At 72.0% G+C, this 15,761-nt stretch carries 11 protein-coding genes; 8 read left to right on the plus strand and 3 right to left on the minus strand.

Features of this window, described 5'->3' with window-relative positions:
* Nucleotides 1–19: 19 nt before the first annotated feature.
* Genes K7C98_RS30285 through K7C98_RS30295 form a run of 3 tightly spaced genes read left to right on the plus strand, consistent with a single transcriptional unit; the run spans nucleotide 20 to nucleotide 4,091 of the window.
* Nucleotides 20–1,276 carry a DUF4388 domain-containing protein gene (locus K7C98_RS30285; RefSeq protein ID WP_224195284.1) on the plus strand — a complete coding sequence of 419 codons (1,257 nt, stop codon included), beginning with the start codon at nucleotides 20–22 and terminating at the stop codon, nucleotides 1,274–1,276.
* 44 nt (nucleotides 1,277–1,320) lie between these two features.
* The gene (locus K7C98_RS30290) at nucleotides 1,321–2,622 is read left to right on the plus strand and encodes an APC family permease (protein ID WP_224195285.1); all 1,302 of its coding nucleotides are present in this window, start codon (nucleotides 1,321–1,323) and stop codon (nucleotides 2,620–2,622) included.
* A gap of 38 nt (nucleotides 2,623–2,660) precedes the next feature.
* Entirely contained in the window at nucleotides 2,661–4,091 is a 1,431-nt protein-coding gene (locus tag K7C98_RS30295) for a rhodanese-like domain-containing protein (protein ID WP_224195286.1), read from the plus strand.
* A 67-nt stretch (nucleotides 4,092–4,158) separates the two neighbouring features.
* On the opposite strand, the gene K7C98_RS30300 is transcribed toward K7C98_RS30295, so the two are convergent.
* Nucleotides 4,159–5,175: an RCC1 domain-containing protein gene (locus K7C98_RS30300; protein ID WP_346660312.1), complete on the minus strand. Its 1,017-nt coding sequence runs from the start codon at nucleotides 5,173–5,175 to the stop codon at nucleotides 4,159–4,161.
* 328 nt (nucleotides 5,176–5,503) lie between these two features.
* Between K7C98_RS30300 and K7C98_RS30305 the strand changes: the two genes are divergently transcribed.
* The 3 genes from K7C98_RS30305 (at nucleotide 5,504) to K7C98_RS30315 (ending at nucleotide 9,963) form a co-directional block, all read left to right on the plus strand.
* Complete coding sequence (locus K7C98_RS30305) at nucleotides 5,504–5,821, plus strand: DUF2325 domain-containing protein (protein ID WP_224195288.1); 318 nt, start codon at nucleotides 5,504–5,506, stop codon at nucleotides 5,819–5,821.
* Between the two features lie 254 nt (nucleotides 5,822–6,075).
* Nucleotides 6,076–8,280 (plus strand): hypothetical protein, encoded by a 2,205-nt coding sequence (locus K7C98_RS30310; RefSeq protein ID WP_224195289.1) that lies wholly within the window; start codon nucleotides 6,076–6,078, stop codon nucleotides 8,278–8,280.
* Nucleotides 8,281–8,535: 255 nt separating this feature from the next.
* A complete protein-coding gene (locus K7C98_RS30315) occupies nucleotides 8,536–9,963 on the plus strand; it encodes a phospholipase C (RefSeq protein WP_224195290.1) in 1,428 nt (475 codons plus the stop codon).
* 64 nt (nucleotides 9,964–10,027) lie between these two features.
* Here the strand turns inward: K7C98_RS30315 and K7C98_RS30320 are convergent, their stop codons facing one another.
* Nucleotides 10,028–12,511 carry an FG-GAP repeat domain-containing protein gene (locus K7C98_RS30320; RefSeq protein WP_224195291.1) on the minus strand — a complete coding sequence of 828 codons (2,484 nt, stop codon included), beginning with the start codon at nucleotides 12,509–12,511 and terminating at the stop codon, nucleotides 10,028–10,030.
* Nucleotides 12,512–12,699: 188 nt separating this feature from the next.
* On the opposite strand from K7C98_RS30320, the gene K7C98_RS30325 reads away from it, so the two are divergent.
* Nucleotides 12,700–13,911: an MFS transporter gene (locus K7C98_RS30325; RefSeq protein ID WP_224195292.1), complete on the plus strand. Its 1,212-nt coding sequence runs from the start codon at nucleotides 12,700–12,702 to the stop codon at nucleotides 13,909–13,911.
* Nucleotides 13,912–13,996: 85 nt separating this feature from the next.
* A complete protein-coding gene (locus K7C98_RS30330) occupies nucleotides 13,997–14,950 on the plus strand; it encodes a hypothetical protein (RefSeq protein WP_224195293.1) in 954 nt (317 codons plus the stop codon).
* Between the two features lie 111 nt (nucleotides 14,951–15,061).
* Here the strand turns inward: K7C98_RS30330 and K7C98_RS30335 are convergent, their stop codons facing one another.
* On the minus strand, nucleotides 15,062–15,703 hold the full coding sequence (locus K7C98_RS30335) for a fasciclin domain-containing protein (protein ID WP_224195294.1): 642 nt from the start codon (nucleotides 15,701–15,703) through the stop codon (nucleotides 15,062–15,064).
* Nucleotides 15,704–15,761 lie beyond the last annotated feature (58 nt).

Consider the following 15,761-nt stretch of genomic DNA (forward strand, 5'->3'; position numbering starts at 1 on the left):
ACACAGGTCCGCGCAGCGCATGCGCAAGCCGCAAGACGACCTGGTCTTCATCGATGAGCGAGGCGTGGCGCAGCCGCACGGCGACCACGCGAGCACGCAGATGCGCGCCCGCGCGGGCGCGTACCGGCTGATGCCGACGCCGAACCACGTGGTGTTCATGCGCTATACCGGCCAGGACGGCCGGCGCGACGAGGAGGACGGCGCGATCGTCAGGCTGGCCGGCGAGATCACGCACCCCGGCACGATGTGCGACGTCATCGCGCTGATCGCCCAGGCCAACTGGCGCGGCGAGCTGACGGTCCGCGACGGCGAGCACGTCCGCAGCATCTTCATCGACTCGGGCAACGCGGTGTGCGCCACCAGCGACGTCGACGAGGAGCGGTTCGGCAAGATCATGTACCGCTTCGGCGCGATCGACGAGTTCCAGCTGCGCCACACGCTCGACAAGCAGAAGGAGTCCGGCCTGCGCTTCGGCGACATGGCCGTCGAGCTCGGGATCTCCAACCACTCGCAGGTCTATCACTACCTCGGCAAGCAGGCCGAGGAGATCGTCCTGGCGTCGATGCAGGTCAGCGACGGCATGTTCTGCTTCCTCGACGGCTTCGACGACGAGGCGATCCCGTTCCACCAGTCGCTCAACCTCAACAACCTGTTGATGGACGGGGTCACGCGCATGGACGAGATGCGCTACTTCCGCCAGCGGGTGCCGAGCGGCGACTACGTGCCCGAGCGCGCCGAGGGCCGCACCGAGCCGCCCAAGGAGTTCCGCGCGGTCTACGAGCAGATCGACGGCGTGCTCAGCGTGATCGAGCTCGGCCGGGTGCTCGGCCTCGGCGAGTTCCAGACCACCAAGCAGCTGTTCCAGCTGATCCAGTCGAAGCACGTGACGATGCAGAAGCCGCGCATGCGCGGCGGGCCGCTCGAGGTGGTCGAGACCGCCAACGCGGTGCTGCAGCAGATCCACCAGGAGGCCGACTCGTTCGGCAAGGGCACGATCCTGCGCAACAACCTGGCCAGCTTCGTCGACCCGACCTACGAGCAGCTGTTCTCCCGCGCCGGTCCGGCCGAGAAGGGCGCGTTCGAGGCCCAGCGCGTGGTCGACAACGCCCGCGCCCTGTTCGCCGGCGCCAACATCGAGCGCCAGCTCAAGGAGCTGCTCTACGACTACGTCAGCTTCGCGCTGTTCACCGCCGGCAGCCTGGTACGCCGCTCGAAGGACCAGGGCCTGAGCAAGCAGGTCGAGCCGCTCATGAGCCGCCTGCGGCCGATCGGGTGACCGTGAGCCACGCGCGCGCGGGCGACGGGCCCGAACGTTCCGGGATGGTCCGCGGGCTCGGGCTCGTGGCCACCACCGCGCTCGTGGTCGGCAACATGATCGGCTCGGGGATCTACGTGATCCCGTCGAGCCTGGCCGAGACGGCAGGCCCGCTCGGGCTGGTGGCCTGGGCGATCAACGCGGCCGGCTACCTGTGCCTCACCGCGGTGTTCGCCGACCTCGGCGGGGCCTACCCGGTGTCCGGCGGGCTGCAGGCGTTCGCCCGCCGCGCCTTCGGCGACCTCGTCGGGCTCGAGGTCGGGTTTCTGTACTGGCTGTGCGCGGTGATCGGCAACGCGGCGTTCTTGACCGCGTTCGTCGGCTACCTCGCGGTGCTGTGGCCGGCCGCGGGCGACCCGCTGGTCGCGTTCGCGGTCAGCCAGGCGCTGCTGTGGGCGCTGACGCTGACGAACGCGCTCGGGGTGCGCGCCGGCGGGGCGATCCAGGTGATCACGACGATCTGCAAGCTGACGCCGCTGGTGCTGCTCAGCGTCGCGTTGTGGCCGCTGGCGTCGCTCGAGCACGTGCAGCCGTTCGCGCCCAGGGGTTGGGGCTCGCTGCTGCCGGCGGTGTCGCTGGTGTCGTGGTTGTTCGTCGGCATGGAGTCGGTCACCGTGCCGGCCGAGGAGATCCGCGGGGCCGGTCGCACGATCCGCAGGTCGGTGTACATCGGCTTCTCGCTGACCTGCGCGGTCTACCTGCTGGTGCTCGGCTCGCTCAGCCTGGCGGTGCCGGCCGGGCTGCTGGCCAAGAGCGCCAGCCCGCTCGCCGACGTCGCGGCCCACCACTTCGGGGCGACCGCGGCGACGCTGGTGACGATCGGCGCGCTGGTGTCGGTCGCGGGCATCTTGAACGGCTGGGTGCTGGTGACCAGCCGCATGGCCCACGCGACCGCGCGCGACGGGCTGGCCCCGCGCGCCCTGGCGGTGCTGCACCCGCGCTTCGGCACGCCCACCCGCGCGCTGGTGCTCACCGCGGTGCTGTCGGGCGCGCTGGTCGGGCTCTACTTCAGCGGCACGACGCTCGAGATCTACAACTTCATCGCCCTGCTCTCGACCGCCACCGCGCTGGTCGCGGTCGGGGCCGCCTGCGCGGCTCAGATGGTGCTGATGCGGCGCGAGCCCGAACGCTTCACCCCCGCCCAGCGCCGCCGCGGCCCGTGGACCGCGGCGATCGGCCTCGCGGTCGTGCTATTGATGATCGCCGGCTCGGGCGCCGAGATCGTGGCGCTCACCGCCGGCTGCGTGCTCCTGCCGCTGCCCTACTGGTTCCTGGTGCTGCGGCCCGCCGCCGCCGCGCGGCCGTGACGACGAGATGATCGAATAGACATGTGTGGAGGGACAGGTTGAAACGGACAGACCCGAAGGCGGTCACCTCGGCCGAGCTGTTGACGCTGCCGGTCCACGAGCGGCTGGTCAAGCTCAACTGGCTCGGACAGCTGTGGACCACGCCGGACGGCACGCCGCTGTTGCCGGTCGAGTTCGTCGGCCGCCAGGGCCGCGCGGTCCAGCTGATCGACGTGCGCGAGGGCGAGGAGCTGACCGGAGCGCTCGGCTACGTGCCGGGCAGCGTGTGGCTGCCGCTGGCGCGGATCCACGAGGCGCCGACCCGCTGGCCGCCCGGCACGCCGATCGTGCTGGTGTCGCGCAACGGCGGGCCGCGGGCGGCTCAGGCCGCGCAGTCGCTCGAGTGCCTCGGCATGGAGTACGTCGCGGTGATGGACGGCGGGATCACGGCGTGGCGCAAGTTCGGGTTCGCGACGATGCGCGACGAGGCGATCCTGCGCCAGGCCCCCGTCCCGGCGCCGGCGCCGATCGAGACCGGCGAGCCCGAGGGGCCGCTGACGCAGGCGCAGATCGAGGCCCATATCGGCGACGCGCAGCGGGTCCGGTGGGTCAAGATGGCGGCGCTGATGCTGCACAGCAAGACGTCGTGCGTCGACGGCCGCGACGACCACGCGGTGGTCGGGACCCCCGGCGGCGACGCCGGCGAGTTCCTGCTGGCGCTGGCCTCGGTCGAGCGCGTGACCGGCCAGCCGGTGCCGCTCGAGCGGATCGCGGCGCTGCTCGAGGGCTACGTCGAGACGTTCGGCCACTTCTACATCCACTCCGACACCACCGCCGGCAACAACCTGATCCGGGCGATGCGCGCCGACCCTGAGCTCACGGACCGGTTGCCGCCGACCTCCTCGGGGCCCAAGGAGTGGCGCGCGTTCCTCGACAGCCCGCCCGAGGCGCTCAGACCGCTGGTGCTGCGCCACGTCATCACCCCCGGCAACGTCGGCTGCGGCCACCTGCGCCTGATGCTGCAGCACCCGGAGCGCTACCTGATCCGCCGCGCGGTGGTCGAGGAGTTCCTGCGCGCGCTGTTCACGATGCGCTGGAACGGCGCGGTCGAGCTCGACCTGGTGATCCTCGGCGGCGGCCACGAGGAGGGCGCGGTCGTCAACGTGCGCCTCGAGCAGGGCGTGTGGGCGTTCACCCGCGTGCCGCTGATCTCGCCGGCGTGCGGCACGGCCGGGGTGCAGATGTTCGTCAACCACCCCCAGGTCGCCGACTTCATGCGCGAGCAGGTGGCCCGCTACTTCACGACCCACCCGGAGCTGCTGCCGCTCGGCGAGGCGGAGTACGGGATCCTCCGCAAGGACATCCGCCGCCTGGCGGAGATCCAGCAAGCGGCCACGCTGTCGGTCCTGGCGAGGGGGCTGCCGGTGTTCGACGTGGTGTTCCGCAGCGCGCGCGAGTTCACGGTCCAGGCGGCCGGCGTGGTCGCGTAGCGCTCTGTCATCGAGGGCATGGCGTCGGAGGCATGGCCTTCAGAGCATGGCCTTGAGAGCATGTCCTTCAGGGCAGTCGCCGAGGGCCGAGCGCGCGGTGCTCGTCGCTGCCCCAGCAGGTGACGTTGCCGCTGGCCTGCAGGGCGCACGAGTGGGCGGCGCCGAGGGCGAGGCCGACGGCGTCGGTCAGGCCGGGGACGGGGGCGGGGCGCGGGCGCGAGGCGGCGCCGCCGTCGACCTGTCCGTTGCGACCTGACCCCCAGCACATGACCTTTTCGCCCTGTACTCTCGCGCAGGTGTGGGCGCCGCCGGCGGCCAGCTCGAGCGGGCCCGTCAGGCCGGCGACGGTCACGGGGGTGCGCTGGGCGAAGGTGCCGGCGGTGCCGTCGCCGAGCTGGCCGTCCTGGTTGTGTCCCCAGCAGACCACGGCGCCGGTCTTGCGGCGGGCGCAGGTGTGCTTGCCGCCGGCGACGAGGTCGACGGCGTCGCCGAGGCCGGGCACGGGCTTGGGCGTGGAGCGGCCGGCGTGGAGGTTGTCGCCGAGCTGGCCCTCGGTGTTGCGGCCCCAGCAGAGCACGCTGCCGGCGTCGGTGCGGGCGCAGGTGTGGGCGTCGCCGGCGGCCAGCTGGACAGCGCGGCTGGTCCCCGGGACAGCTACGGGTCGGGCCGAGCGGTCGGCCTGGGTGCCGAGCTGGCCGTTCTCGCCGAGGCCCCAGCAGACCGCGCCGCCGGCCCTGCGCCGCGCGCACGCGTGGGCGGCCCCCGCGGCGATCTCGACGGCGTCGGCGAGGCCGGCCACGGCCACGGGGCTGGTGCTGCGCGCGCCCGGCCTGGCGCCGGCGCCGTCGCCGAGCTGGCCGTCCTCGTTGTTCCCCCAGCACAGCACCTGGCCGCCGGGCTTGCGCGCGCACGTGAAGTTGCCGCCGGCTGCCACTTCGGACATGCCCGTAAGACCAGGTACGAGCGTGGCCCGCGGGAGGTCGGCCCGGCCGCCGTCGCCGAGCTGGCCGTCGCTGTTCTTGCCCCAACACGCGACCGCGCCCGACTTGCGGCGGACGCAGGCGTGCTCGCCGTGGGCGGACACGGCGACGGCAGGGTCCGCTGGGGGAGGTGGGGGCTGCTGCGGCTGGGGACGCGGCCGAGGCTGCGGCTGCGGGGTCGTCGGAGGCGGAGCGGGAGGGCGCGGCGGAGGCTTGTATCCGCCGTCGCAGGCGGCGAGAACGAGGGCGAGGAGCGCGACGCGCGAGCGGAGACGCATGTCGCCGCAAGGTAGCCCATCCTCGCGTGGCACCGAGCCGTCGAGGCGCGTGCCAAATTGGCAAGGGAAAAAAGTTGGGAATAGGGCGCAGGGGGTATCTGGCGGCCTTCCGGCGCAATTCGAGGTTGGCCCGGGCGTTGCACAACCAGGGGGCATGGCTACCAAGCAGGAGAAAAAAGAGGCGAGCGAGTCGACGGTCGTGGTGGTGGGCGGACACGGCGGGATGTCGAGCCGCTATCGCGAGGTCGCGCAGCGGTTCGGTTGCTCCTTGCGCCACTTCGAGCAGCGGATCCCCCCGGGCGTGCGCCACGGCGCCGGCAAGATCGCGCTCGTCGTCGTCATGGTCGGCATGGTGTCGCACGCGCTCCGCGATCAGATCAAAGACCTCGTCACCGACGACACCAAGGTGGTGTACCTGCGCACGGCCTCGGTGTCGGCGCTGCGGGCCGCGGTCGAGCAGAACGCTTCGTGAGCGGGCTGCGACCGCGACGAACGTCGTGCAGGTCGCGGTGAATCACGGCGTCGACCGGACGGGTCGATCGCAGCGGTGTCAGATCGAGCGAGCGCGTGGTGTGTGGATCGTGCCAGTGAGGGCGGCGACGGAACGACGAGCGTCCGGCGATGCGGTGAAATTCGGCCCCCGGTACGCGGCGCACAGCGCGGCGGCGAGATGCGCGAATTTGCGGTGAATTGACGGGATGGGCCGGCGCGGGCTCCATCGAGGTCATGACGAAGACGTCGCGCCCGTGGAAGCGCATCGGACTGCAGCTCGGGAGCCTCGCGGGGGTCGGACTGGCGCTGGTCGGCGGCGTCGAGCCCTCGCGCGCGGCCCCGGTGTGTACCGAGGAGGGCCAGTGCACCTTCAACAAGCCGCTGCTCCTGATCGCGCTCGACTACTCGACGGCGATGAACGCGGCGTTCGACGCCGACACCACGCGCTGGGAGCGAGCCGTCGAGGCGGTGGAGCTGATCGTCGAGACCGACAACGGCTACCTCCAGGGCAACGTGCTGCTGGCGCTGATGCGCTTCGGCCACGACCCGGACATCGACCAGCCGGGGACGACGATCGCCGGTGACGCGAGCGGGCTGGTCGACGGGCAGAAGCTCGACGTCGGCTGGTACGACGAGCTGGCGCCGAACAAGAACTACTTCGAGTGCAACGGCCAGGCGGTGCTGGCCGCGCTGGCGGCGATGCCCCCGCCGCTGGACGGGGCGCCGGCGGGGATCGGGTCGTGGACGGCCGGGGCGCTGACGCGGGCGCAGTCGCTGTTCGCGGCGGTGGCGGCCGATCACCCGCAGGAGGTCGGACCCGAGGCGCGCGAGCGGGCGCTGATCGTGATCACGCAGGGCGTGTGGAGCGACCCGGAGGACACGCAGGTGCTGCAGCCGCCGGCGGCCGATCCGGTACCTGTCGCTCAGGACATGTGGAACGACCTGGCGATCCCGGCCTACGTGCTGTCGGTCGGCGACGCGGCGGGCAAGGCCCAGGCCGACGCGCTGGCGGCGGTCGGCGGGACGGATCACGCGTTCGACGGCGAGCCGCAGGCGTTCGTCGACGCGTTGAAGTTGTTCGTGCAGGCCAAGATCAACGACGTCTTCGTGCCGGACTGTGACCCGGCGATCCCGCGGATCATGTTCCTCCTCGACGGCTCGTCGTCGATGCTCAACGTGATGGGCGACAGCGTGCACGGGGCGATGGGCGAGACGCGCTGGGATCTGCTGCGGAACGGCGGGATCGGCGACATCCTGTCCCAGGGGACGAATTCCCTGTTCGCCGGCTCGATCGACATGGAGACGTGGGCGCTCGTCGGCGCGGCGGTGTTCGGCGGGGACGCGCCGGCGGAGCAGAAGATCGTCGTCGACTACGCGCCGTGTCGTCATCACACGCTCGACTGGGCGCTCGACCCCGAGACGTCGTGCGAGGCGCCGGGGTGCGTGGACCCGTGGGGCGGGCCGCCGATCTCGTGGAGCTTCCAGACCGACGAGATCATGCACCCCGGCCCGACGACGACGGTGCACAGCCACATGCCGCGCTGCGACGTCGACCCGCAGAAGCCGGGCGCGTGCGCGGGCTCGGGCGCGTTCGTCCACCTCGGGCTCGAGCTGGTGCGAGAGAACCTCGACGCGTACAAGGCGAGCTGCGCCCAGCCGGAAGCGGCGCAGGCGTGCGACGCACAGACCCGGTTCTACAACGTGCTGATCATGGACGGCACCTACGACTCGGACGACGCGGCGGTCGAGGCCGCGCTGACGCAGCTGTTCGCCGACGGGGTCCGCACGTACGTGGTGGGCCTCGGCGAGCTGGCCGAAGAACCCGAGGCGGTCGAGCAACTGACGATGATGGCGGCGTGGGGCTCGGGCGGCGCGCTCGACTTCTTCGCCGCCGACTCGCAGGTCGAGCTGCTCGAGGCGCTGTCCGAGGTGCTCGAGCACCTGTACGCCGAGGTGATGGACGTGACGGTGATCGACCCGTGCTGTGGGGGGTTGCACTGCGGCGGGCTCGACGGCGGCGAGGTCGGCGAGCCGGACCCATTGCCGCAGCCGGAGACCGAGACGGACGGCGAGACGGAGGCGACGACGAATGCCGGATCGGACACGACCGGCGGGCCGGCGACGTCGACGACCGCGACGACGGGCGAGCCGACGACCGGCGCGACCTCGCCCGACCCGTCGTGGGGGCCGACGACGGTCACTCCGACGAGCGGACCGACGGGCGGGCCGACGACGGACGGGCCGACGAGCGGCGTGCCGGGCGAGAGCATGACCGGCGACGACGCGGGTACCGGGACCGACAGCGACGGCGGGGCGCCCGGCGGCGACACTTCCCAGGCAGGCTGCGCGTGCATGGCCGACACGGACGCGCCGGGGTTGCCCGCCGCGCTGCTCGGCCTCGGCCTCGTGGGGCTGGGCCGGCGTCGACGCGCGCGATGAGCGGGCGAGCGGCGGCGTCGAGCTTTAATGTCCTTCAAGGCATGTTCGATGGGACATGTGATTAAGAACATGTCTTGATGGACATCCGGTGGTTGAGCTACCGGCGGAAGCTGCGCCCGCGGGCGCTCGTGGGCGGTGAGGCGCGCGTGTGCGGGCGCCTGGGCCCGGCTCCCCGATGCGAGGACGCGCGTGGGGTCGCGCGTGCTACCCGGCACGCCGCGGACGGCAGGCCGTATCGCGGACAGGGAGCAGGGCATGGCACGGAGAGCATCGATCGGAGCGCTGCTGGCGATGGCGGGCTGCGCGGGCGCGCCCGGAGCAGGCGAGGCGACGGCGGGCGAGACGGAGATGAACTGGGACCGACCGGTGACGCCGCCGGGCGACGCCGAGGCGAAGGCCAGCCGCGACCGCTGCGCCTACGAGGCGGGCGCGCTGCCGGCCGAGACGCAGGGCAACGCGTACCCGAGCGGCGAGCAGATCCCCATCGATCACATCGTCGTGCTCATGCAGGAGAACCGCTCGTTCGACCACTACTTCCAGATGCTGCCGCAGCGCGGGCAACCGGAGGCCGACGTGGCGCCGGCGGACTTCACCAATCCGGGGCCCGAGGGCGCGCCGGTGGCGATCTACCACCAGACGCAGCCGTGCTTCGGCGGCACCGACCACTCGTGGGACGCGACGCACGAGCAGATCGGCGGCGGCGAGATGGACGGGTTCGTCACCAGCAACGAGGGCAAGGGCGACGACGTGATCGACGAGACGCTCCGGGGCGAGCGGGCGCTCGGCTACTACGACGACACCGACCTGCCGTTCTACTACTGGCTGGCCAACGAGTTCGCGCTGGCCGACCGCTACTTCTCCTCGGTGCCGGGGCCGACGTGGCCGAACCGGATGTACCTGTACGCCGGCTCGTCGTACGGGCGCACCGTCAACGTCAACTTCAAGCCGGAGGCGACGATCTTCGACCACCTGGTGACGCGCGGGGTCACCTTCAAGGTGTACTTCAGCGACACCGGCGGGCTGGGCGACTTCTTGACCGGGCTCTTGCCCGACCCGGAGACGCAGCGGCGGCCGATCGCGCAGTACTTCGCCGACGCGAAGGCCGGGCAGCTGCCGGCGGTGGCGTTCGTCAACGCGACGTTCGACGCGCCGGAGGCGATGGCGACGTGGGAGCACCCGCCGTCGGTGCCCCAGCTGGGTCAGCGGTTCGTCGCCGAGGTGGTCTCGGCGCTGATGACGAGCCCGAACTGGTCGAGCTCGGCGCTGTTCTTCGCCTACGACGAGCACGGCGGGCTGTTCGACCACGTGGCCCCGCCGCGCGCCTGCCCGCCCGACGCGCACGCGCCCGAGCTGCAGCCGCACGACCGGCCGGGCAAGTTCGACCAGCTCGGGGTGCGGGTGCCGATGATGGTGATCTCGCCGTTCGCCAGGAAGCATTACGTGAGCCACGAGGTCTACGACCACACGTCGATCCTGCGCTTCATCGAGGCGCGCTTCGTGCTGCCGGCGCTGACGGCCCGCGACGCCAACGCGCTGGCTCCGTGGGACATGTTCGACTTCTCGTCGCCGTCGTTCGCGACGCCGCCGCAGATCTCGCTACCGGAGGTCGACCCCGGCGCGATCGCCCGCTGCGCCCAGCTCTACCCCGAGAAGCCCGGGGTCCGCCATGAACCGGCTCAGTAGCCGGCCTGGAAGCGAACGACCGACGCGCCGCGCCTCGGCGGCGCGGCCTCACGCGCGGCGGTGCTCAGCCGACCGGGCTGCAGTCCTTGATCTGGATGGCGTCGCTGTTGTTGTTCTCGAAGCACTCGAGCGCGAACTCGCCGCCCTGCCCGTCGTCGTCGACGACGACGGTGACGGTGCCGTTGACCGTGTCGTCGATGGTGCACGAGACCTCGCGGCACTCCTCGACCGGGACCGGCTCGGCGGTGTAGGCGACGCACAGGACGACGCCGTCGGCCGGGTCGCCGAGGTAGAAGGTCGCGGGCAGGTTGGCGCCGACGGCCTTCTTGCCGCGGTTGCAGACGGTGCTGGTCAGGACGACCTCGCCGCCCTTGCCCATGCAGGTCTGGTCGCCGAGCTTGCCGGTGATGTCCGGCAGCGCGGCCGGCGGCGTGTCGCCCTGGCGGTTCTGGCGGTAGTTGTTGAGGTCGGGCTGGGTGAAGTTCGGCTGCCACTGCGAGGTCTGCGGGACGCCGCCGTCGTCGTCGATGTTGGTGACCGAGTAGGCGTGCTGGTTCCACAGCGGGCGCGAGGAGGCCCAGCGGTCGAGCCTGTCCCGAAGGACACGCAGACCGGTGAGGCCGACGCCCGGCGGGTGGAACGCCCGACACACGTTGCCCGCGCCCGGGGTGCCGGCCAGCGGCTCGGTGCAGACGTGGCCGGAGACGCACTGGGTGTTGTCGCTGCAGCGGCAGAAGCCGGCGTCGCAGATGAACGGCTCGCCGCACTCCTCGCCGGTCTCGCAGCGCAGGCCGCGGTGGATCGGGTCGACGTCGGGGCAGATCACCCCGCAGTTGTCGTTCGAGCCGACCAGGATCTCCGTGTTCTGGTCGTAGTCGGGGTCGCCGACCACGGGGTTCTCGTACCAGGTGCACGAGGTGCGGAAGGTCGAGTAGAGCACCTCGCCGGTGGCGCCCTCGTAGACGCGGAGGAAGCACTCGTCGGCGTAGACGGCCTCGGCAGCGCCGTCGCCCTCGAAGTCGAAGATCGACGAGCCGGTGTTCTGCGACGAGGCGTCCTGCGACGGCTGCGACCAGCGGATCCACGGGGCGACGCAGCCGGGCGTCATCGCGTCCTTGCAGTCGAGGTCGTAGATGCTGAAGGCCTTGCCGCCGGCGCTGGCGATCTCGGGGAAGCCGTCGTTGTCGAAGTCGCCGATGGTCGGCGGGCCGCCGCTCCCGAGGTCGGTGGTGGCGGCGAAGATCAGCTGACCCTCGAGGGTGTAGAGCTCGACGAGGCCGCCGGTGACGCTGACGATCTCGGCGCGGCCGTCGAGCGCGGTGGCGTTGAAGCTGGCCGGGTCGGCGCCGGGGGTGCCGAAGTCGGCGAAGCCGTAGTGCGAGCCGCCGTCGGGGTCGCCGGGATAGGCCATCTCCCACACGTTGGTGCCGACGTTCCAGCGCCACACGCCGGCGCCGATCAGCTCGGCGGCGCCGTCCTGGTCGAGGTCGCCGATCACGGAGAAGCGGTTGGCGCCGGCGCCGGTGACGACCTGGCCGGGGTTGAGCCGCGTGCCGGTGGCGCCGTCGTAGACCTCGCTGCCGGTGATGACCTCGGCGACGCCGTCGTCGTCGAGGTCGTGCAGCGAGGGGCCGTCCCAGCGCGTGGTCATGCTGAAGTCGCTGCCGGCGGCGACCCACTTGGTGACGTACTTCTTGGTCGCGTCGTCCCAGGTGAACGCGATCGTGCCGGACACGGCGCGGTGGGTGACGATCTCGGCCTTGCCGTCGCCGTCGATGTCGCCGATCGCCGGCGGGCTGGCGGCGATGATGCGGTTGGCGGGATCGTCGATCGTCTCGATCAACTCGCAGGTGGTGCCGTCGAGGATCCGGATGACGCCGAAGTAGTTGGGGTCGGAGCCCCAGCCGGACGGCTCGCCGCCGTCGGTGTAGTTGTAGGTGACGATGACGATCTCGGCCTGCGGGAACTCGACGTTCTGACCGTGCGGGAGGTCGAAGATCAGCGGGGTGGTGAGCACCGACTTGTGGCCGGGGTAGGGATCGCCGGGCGGCGGCTCGGTCCACTCGCACTGCACGGCCGGCTCGAACAGGCCGATGGTGACGTCGCCGACGCACTCGTCCTGACCCCAGGGGTAGGGATCGAAGCCGTACGGGATGCACACCGGCGGGCCCTCGCCGGGCGGGAGACAGCTGTCGGCGCAGCAGTAGGTGTCGCCGCTGCAGTCGTCGTCGGTCTGACACTCGCCGTCGGTCGGGGCACACTCGCCGCCGGCGCACACGAGGCCGGACGCGCACTCGCTGCTGATGCCGCACGGCTCGCCGGCCTGACCGGTGCCCTGGCCGCCCGTGGTGGTGCTGGTGGTCGGGGCGGTCGTGGTCGGGGCGGTCGTGCCGGTCGGCTCGCCGGTGGTGCCCGTGGGCTCGGTCAGGCCCGGCTGGGTCGAGGTCGGGAGCGTGGCGGTGCCGTCGTCGGCCGGACGTCCGTCGTCGCCACAACCGGCGAGCGCGAGGACGAGCGTGCAAGGCAAGGCGTAAACGCGAGTCATCATCGAGGCACGCTACGCCGGGCCGCGCGCGAGCGTCAAGCGCGGGTCCACCGGGGCGGGCGCCTGTATGACTCAAAGGACATGTGACTCGAGACACCACGACCGCGCCGCGAACACGCGGACGCACCGTGACGCGCGCGTCGCGAGCGCGGGTGCGGCGGCGGGCGCGGTGCGCTATCGTGCGCCGGTCGATGACGCCCGCCGGCAAGCTCGCGCTGCTCGCCTCGCTCTACCTGGCGCAGGGCATGCCGTACGGGTTCTTCTCGCAGTTCCTGCCGGCGATGCTGCGCGAGCAGGGCGTGTCGCTCGAGGGCGTGGGGCTGGCGTCGCTGCTGGCGCTGCCGTGGGCGCTGAAGTTCGCGTGGGCGCCGCTGGTCGACCGCCACGGCTCGTCGCGCTTCGGCCACCGGCGCAGCTGGATCGTGCCGCTGCAGCTGCTGACGGTGGTCACGCTGCTGGCGCTGTCGCTGGTCGAGCCGAGCGTCGACCTGCAGGCGATGCTGCTCGGGGTGCTGGTGCTCAACTTCCTGGCGTCGACGCAGGACATCGCGACCGACGGGCTGGCGGTGACGATCCTGGCCCCGCAGGAGCGCGGGCTCGGCAACGGGGTGCAGGTCGCGGCCTACCGTTTGGGGATGATCCTGTGCGGGGGTGTGCTGCTGATCCTGTACCCGTGGCTCGGCTGGGCCCGGGTGTGCCAGTGCATGGCCGGGGCGATCGCGCTCACGACGCTGCCGATCGCGGGGTTCCGCGAGCCGCCGCCGGAGGTGCAGGAGCGGCCCGGGCTGGCGGTGTTCGCCGAGTTCTTCCGCCGCCCCGGGATGGGCTCGTGGCTGATCGCGATCGCGGCGTTCAAGCTCGGCGAGGCGTTCGGGGTCGGCATGCTGCGGCCGTTCTTCATCGACGTCGGCCTCGGCCTGGCCGACATCGGCTGGCTCACCGGCACCGCGGGGTTCATCGCCGGCCTGGTCGGGGCGATGGTCGGCGGGGCGTTCGTCACCAGCTTCGGCCGCTGGCGCTGCCTGTTCGTGTTCGCGGCGGTGCAGGCGCTGGCGGTCGCCTCGTACGCGATCGCGGCCGCGGGCTGGCGCGACGGCTGGGTGCTGTACGCGCTGTGCACCTTCGAACACTTCGCCAGCGGGATGGCGACGGCGGCGCTGTTCACGATGATGATGGACGCCTCGCGCCCGCGCACCGCCGGGACCGACTACACGATCCAGGCCAGCGTGGTGGTGCTGGCCACCGGGGTCGGAGCGTCGCTGTCCGGCTTCTCCGCCGCCAATTTCGGCTACACCGACCACTTCCTGATCGCCGCCGGGATGTGCGTGCTCGGGACGTTGCCGGCGGTGCTGCACTGGCGCCGGGTCCGCCGCGGCGAGACCGAGCTGGCGAACGTGCCGTGACGCGGACCTGTCCCTGAGGGCAGGCGAGCCAGCCGTGCGCGAAAATAGTTGAGCCGTCCGAGGTCGCTCCCACGACCTCCTGCATATGCATCGCTCACCGCGACTACCACTCGCCCTCGCCCTCGCCCTCGCCCTCGCGGGTTGCGTGCCGGGGATCCTCGATCCGATCATCTCCGGCGGGATCTCCGGCGAAGCCTCGGAGTCGGGCCCGTCACCGGTGTCATCGACCGACAGCGACGGCTCGATCGGCGACCCGGGCGACACCTGCACGACCTGCGACAGCGCCACCGAGGCGGTCTTCGTCGTCCCGCCAGATCCGGACGACACTTGCACGACCTGCGACGGCGGCACCGAGGCGGTCTTCATCGTCCCGCCGGGGCCGCCGCCCGCGTGCGACGTCTATGCGCAGGACTGCCCGAGCGGCTTCAAGTGCACGGCCGAGGGTCCGCCTCCCCTCGACAGCGAGAGCATCACCTGCTCGCCGATCGTCGCCGAGCCGGATCAGGCCGGCGAGCCGTGCCAGGTGCTCGTCGAGGGCCACTTCGGGCCCGACACCTGCGACATCGGCCTGTTCTGCGACGACGTCGATCCGCAGACCAGCACCGGCACCTGCGCCGTGATGTGCCAGGGCAGCGCCGGCGAGCCGCTCTGCGACGTCGGCTCGGTGTGCCTCGGCTACAGCGAGATCCCGCTGTGCATCCCGCGCTGCGATCCGCTGGTGCAGGACTGCCCCGCCGGGGACAGCTGCGTGTACGCCGGCGGGCCAGGCTTTGTCTGTCTGGAGATCCACGACCTGCCCGCCAATCAGCTCTTCGAGGGCTGCGGCGACCACTGGCAATGCGCGCCCGGCCTGAGCTGCGTCGCCGGTGAAGTGGCCGAGGAGTGCGTCATCGGCGTCGATGGTCCGGGATGCTGCTCGCCCTTTTGTGACCTGAGCAGCCCCAGCTGCCCCGGCCTCGGTCAGCAGTGCCGGGCCTTCTACGAACCCGGCGAGGCCCCGTCCGGGCTGGAGAACGTCGGGGTCTGCGCCTTGCCGTGAGCGGGCGTCGCGCGTCCGTCTTTCAGGTGCTTTCGGGCATGCCCCTCGGAGCATGTCTGAAAGCACAGGGCGCCAGGACCATGCCCTGAAGGTCAGGCGGATCGGGCTCGGTCACGGGGCCGGCTTCTCCGCCGGCTTGGCGGCGGGCTTGGCCTTGCCGGGGGCGGGCAGGACGACGTCGATGATGTGGAGGACGCCGTTGGTGGTCTGGAGGTCGGCGCGGGCCAGCGGGGGCAGCGGGGGCAGCGGGGCGCCGGCCAGGGTGGTGACGGTCGGCGCCGGCGTCTCGGGTGCGGCCGGCTCGGAGGCGGCGGCCGAGGGGTAGGCCGACGCGGGCAGCGGCGGGCCGGCGACGACGTGGTGCTGCAGCAGGGCGGCGAGCTTCTTCTTGTTCTTGAGCAGGCGGTCGAGCTCGCCCTTGGGCAGGGCGGCGAAGGCCTCGTCGCTCGGGGCGAAGATCGTGAAGGGGCCGGGGCCCTGCAGGGTCTCGCGCAGGCCGGCGACGTCGACGGCCGAGAGGAAGGTGGTGAGGCCGCCGGCCTCGCTGGCGGTGGCCAGGAGGTCGAGGGTGGGCGCGGGCGGCGGCGGCGGCTCGGGTGGGGCCTCGGGCTCGGGTTCGGGGGCGAGCTCGGCGACCACCGGCGGCGGCTCGGGCGGCGGGACGTCGACCGGCGGCGGGGTGCTCTCGCCGGCGCGAGTGCAGGCCAGCGCGAGGGCGACGATCAGGGCGGGGGCGGTGCGGCGCGGCGACATCGTCGAGCGGTTTTGACGCGCCACGCCGGCGTTGTCAAAGGGGAAGCACGGACGAGTG

The sequence above is a fragment of the Nannocystis pusilla genome (genome assembly GCF_020073745.1).
GTDB classification, from domain to species: domain Bacteria; phylum Myxococcota_A; class Polyangia; order Nannocystales; family Nannocystaceae; genus Nannocystis; species Nannocystis radixulma.